The following is a 4,694-nucleotide window of genomic DNA, read 5'->3' as shown; positions in this document are numbered from 1 at the left end:
CGGAATTCGCGGGTCTCGAAGACCGGCTCGGGCAGCGCCCTGCGGTCGAGCTTGCCGTTGACGTTCAGCGGCAGCGCATCGAGCGTCACGAACGCCGACGGGACCATGTACGACGGCACCCGGGCGCCGAGCGCGGACCTGATCGACTCGATGTCCGCCTGCGCACCGTCCGCGGGCACGACGTAGGCGACCAGCTGGGTGCCGACCCGCTCGTCCTCACGGGCGATCACCGCGACATCACGCAGCGCATCCATCGCGCGCAGAGCGGATTCGATCTCACCGAGCTCGATACGGAAACCACGCACCTTCACCTGGAAGTCGGTGCGCGACAGGTAATCCAACTGACCGTCACGGGTCCACCGCACCAGATCACCCGTGCGATACAGACGCTCCCCGTCACCGAACGGCGAGGCGACGAACCGCTCCGCGCTCAGATCCGGGCGCCCGAAATAACCACGCGCGAGCTGCGCACCGGCGAGGTAGAGCTCACCGGCGACACCGGCCGGAACCGGATGCAGGCGCTCGTCGAGCACGTAGACACGGGTGTTCCACTCGGGCACACCGATCGGCACCGACGCACCCGAGATGTCGGTGACATCACCGGCGGTGACGGACACCGCGGCCTCGGTCGGGCCGTACAGGTTCACGAGCCGCGCCCGGTTGTGGGTCAGGAACCGCTGGGCGGTCGCCGGCGGCAGCGCTTCGCCGATGGCGAGGATGTGGCGCAGCGAGGAGGCCAGCACTCCGTCGGCGTCGACCATCAGAGCCTCGAGCATCGACGGCACCACGTGCAGCGTCGTCACCGCCTGCTCGGTCAGCAACCGGTTCAGATAGGCCGGATCACGATGACCGTCCGCCGACGCGACGACCACACGCCCACCGGACACGAGAGCCGACCAGAACTCCCACACCGACAGGTCGAACGTCGCCACCGTCTTCAACAACACCGCATCATCGACGCCGAGACCGAAATGCTCACGCTTCCACAGCAACTGGTTGACGATCGCCGCGTGCGGCACCGCCACACCCTTCGGCCGGCCCGTCGAACCCGACGTGAAGATCACATACGCCGTATTCGACGCACGCAACGGCGCAATCCGCTCGCCGTCGGCGATAGAGGCGGCCGAGACGTCCGAAAGATCCAGGCTGTCGAGCAGCAGGGTGGGGACAGACTTCTCCCCCGGTGCCGTGAACCCGTCGCGTTCGGTGGACAGGATCACCACCGGAGCAGCCGTGTCGAGGATGTACGCATTGCGCTCGTCCGGCTGATCCGGATCCACCGGAACGTACACGCCACCGGCCGTGACCACCGCATACATACCGACCAGCAACTCGACCGAGCGACGCATCGCCAACGCCACCGTCGACTCCGGACCCACACCCTCCGAAATCAACCTGCGCGCAAGACGATTGACACGCGCATCGAACTCGGCATAGGTCAGCGACTCACCCTCGAACACCAACGCCGTCGCATCCGGCACCCGCAAGACCTGCTCGCCGAACAGATCCACCAGGGTCGCCGAGGCGGTGGGGTGCACGGTGTCGTTCCACGCCTCGAGCACTCGCATGGTTTCCACGGTGTCGAGGAGGGGCAGATCGCCGACCGGCAGGGCCGGGTCGTCGACCACGGCGTCGAGCACGCGGATGAACCGGGCGGCGAACTCCGCGACCGTCGATTCGTCGAACAGATCGGTCGCGTAGGTGAAGTAGCCGGTGATGCCCGTGGGCGTGCCGTCGTCGCTGTAGCGGTCGGTGACGATCAGGTGCAGGTCGAACTGCGAGATCTCCATGTCGGTGTCGAGACCGGAGATGGTGAGACCGGGGAGTTCGAGTGCGGCCTGCGCGAGGTTCTGGAACGACAGACCCACCTGGAACAGCGGGTGCCGTGCCGTGGACCGTGCGGGGTTGAGCACCTCGACGAGCCGCTCGAACGGCACGTCGGCGTTCGCGAACGCGCCGAGGTCGGCCTCACGGGTCCGTCCCAGCAGTTCGGTGAACGACGCGTCCGAATCGACGTGGGTCCGGAACACCAGCGTGTTGACGAACATGCCGATCAGGTCGTCGAGCTCGCGCTCGCCACGACCGGCCATCGGCGTGCCGATCGCGATGTCGTCGCTCGAGGACATGCGTGCGAGGAACACCGCGAGTGCGGTGTGCAGCACCATGAACATCGTGGTGTTCGTGCGCCGGCCGAGGTCGGCGAGGCGCCGGTGGAGTTCGGCTTCGACCGTGAAGTCGACGCGGCCGCCCCGGAACGACTGGACCGCGGGACGCGGCCGGTCGCTCGGGAGATCGAGCTGGTCGGGCAGGCCGGCGAGGGCCTGCTTCCAGTATTCGACCTGCTTGGCGGCCAGCGATTCGGGATCGTCCTCGTCGCCGAGCACCTCGCGCTGCCAGATGGCGAAATCGGCGTACTGCACCGACAACGGCTCCCACGCCGGGGCGTCGCCCTGCGACCGCGCGACGTAGGCCGTCATGAGGTCGCGTGTGAGCGGACCCATCGACGAACCGTCGGCGGAGATGTGGTGGACCACGAAGGCGAGGACGTAGTCGGATTCGCGGACCCGGAACAGTCGCGCGTTCAGCGGCACGGCGGTGGTGACGTCGAAGATCGTCGCCGCGAGTTCCTGGACGGCGGCGACGATGTCCGTCTCCGGCACGTCCACGGGGGTGAGGTCGGGAACCGCCTGCGGTGCGGGAACGATGACCTGGACGGGACCGTCCTCGGTCTCCGGGTAGAAGGTGCGCAGCGATTCGTGACGAGCCACGACGTCGCCGACGGCGGCCTGCAGCGCGTCGACGTCGAGATCGCCGGTGAGCCGGATCGCGATCGGCACGTTGTAGGCCGACGATTCGGTGTCGAAGCGGTTGAGGAACCACATGCGCTGCTGCGCGAGCGACAACGGGATCCGTGCGGGCCGCTCGACGGCTTCGAGAGGCCGGCGGTCGTCGCCGCGCTGCGACTCGACCGCACCGGCGAGCGATGCGACGGTGGTGTTCTCGAAGAGGGCGCGCACCGGAACCTTCGCACCGAGCGCGGCTCCGAGGCGGGAGGCCACCTGGGTGGCGAGCAGCGAGTTGCCGCCGAGTTCGAAGAAGTCGTCGTCGAGGCCGACCCGTTCGACGCCGAGCACCTCGGCGAAGACCGCGGCGACGGCCTGCTCGGCCGGTGTGACGGGGGTCCGGAATTCGCGGGTCTCGAAGACCGGCTCGGGCAGCGCCCTGCGGTCGAGCTTGCCGTTGACGTTCAGCGGCAGCGCATCGAGCGTCACGAACGCCGACGGGACCATGTACGACGGCACCCGGGCGCCGAGCGCGGACCTGATCGACTCGATGTCCGCCTGCGCACCGTCCGCGGGCACGACGTAGGCGACCAGCTGGGTGCCGACCCGCTCGTCCTCACGGGCGATCACCGCGACATCACGCAGCGCATCCATCGCGCGCAGAGCGGATTCGATCTCACCGAGCTCGATACGGAAACCACGCACCTTCACCTGGAAGTCGGTGCGCGACAGGTAATCCAACTGACCGTCACGGGTCCACCGCACCAGATCACCCGTGCGATACAGACGCTCCCCGTCACCGAACGGCGAGGCGACGAACCGCTCCGCGCTCAGATCCGGGCGCCCGAAATAACCACGCGCGAGCTGCGCACCGGCGAGGTAGAGCTCACCGGCGACACCGGCCGGAACCGGATGCAGGCGCTCGTCGAGCACGTAGACACGGGTGTTCCACTCGGGCACACCGATCGGCACCGACGCACCCGAGATGTCGGTGACATCACCGGCGGTGACGGACACCGCGGCCTCGGTCGGGCCGTACAGGTTCACGAGCCGCGCCCGGTTGTGGGTCAGGAACCGCTGGGCGGTCGCCGGCGGCAGCGCTTCGCCGATGGCGAGGATGTGGCGCAGCGAGGAGGCCAGCACTCCGTCGGCGTCGACCATCAGAGCCTCGAGCATCGACGGCACCACGTGCAGCGTCGTCACCGCCTGCTCGGTCAGCAACCGGTTCAGATAGGCCGGATCACGATGACCGTCCGCCGACGCGACGACCACACGCCCACCGGACACGAGAGCCGACCAGAACTCCCACACCGACAGGTCGAACGTCGCCACCGTCTTCAACAACACCGCATCATCGACGCCGAGACCGAAATGCTCACGCTTCCACAGCAACTGGTTGACGATCGCCGCGTGCGGCACCGCCACACCCTTCGGCCGGCCCGTCGAACCCGACGTGAAGATCACATACGCCGTATTCGACGCACGCAACGGCGCAATCCGCTCGCCGTCGGCGATAGAGGCGGCCGAGACGTCCGAAAGATCCAGGCTGTCGAGCAGCAGGGTGGGGACAGACTTCTCCCCCGGTGCCGTGAACCCGTCGCGTTCGGTGGACAGGATCACCACCGGAGCAGCCGTGTCGAGGATGTACGCATTGCGCTCGTCCGGCTGATCCGGATCCACCGGAACGTACACGCCACCGGCCGTGACCACCGCATACATACCGACCAGCAACTCGACCGAGCGACGCATCGCCAACGCCACCGTCGACTCCGGACCCACACCCTCCGAAATCAACCTGCGCGCAAGACGATTGACACGCGCATCGAACTCGGCATAGGTCAGCGACTCACCCTCGAACACCAACGCCGTCGCATCCGGCACCCGCAAGACCTGCTCGCCGAACAGATCCAC

General features: G+C 67.7%; 1 protein-coding gene. It reads right to left on the bottom strand.

Annotated elements, in window-relative coordinates; all coding sequences use genetic code 11:
• The coding region (locus tag ACNJ7K_RS00125) for an amino acid adenylation domain-containing protein (protein ID WP_487040952.1) at positions 1–4,694 on the bottom strand (4,694 nt) is incomplete at both ends.

Origin of the sequence: Rhodococcus shunpengi (assembly GCF_048381395.1) — a bacterium.
GTDB lineage: Bacteria > Actinomycetota > Actinomycetes > Mycobacteriales > Mycobacteriaceae > Rhodococcus.
Note: the sequence above shows the minus strand (reverse complement) of the source record. Positions and strands in the feature narration are given on the sequence as shown.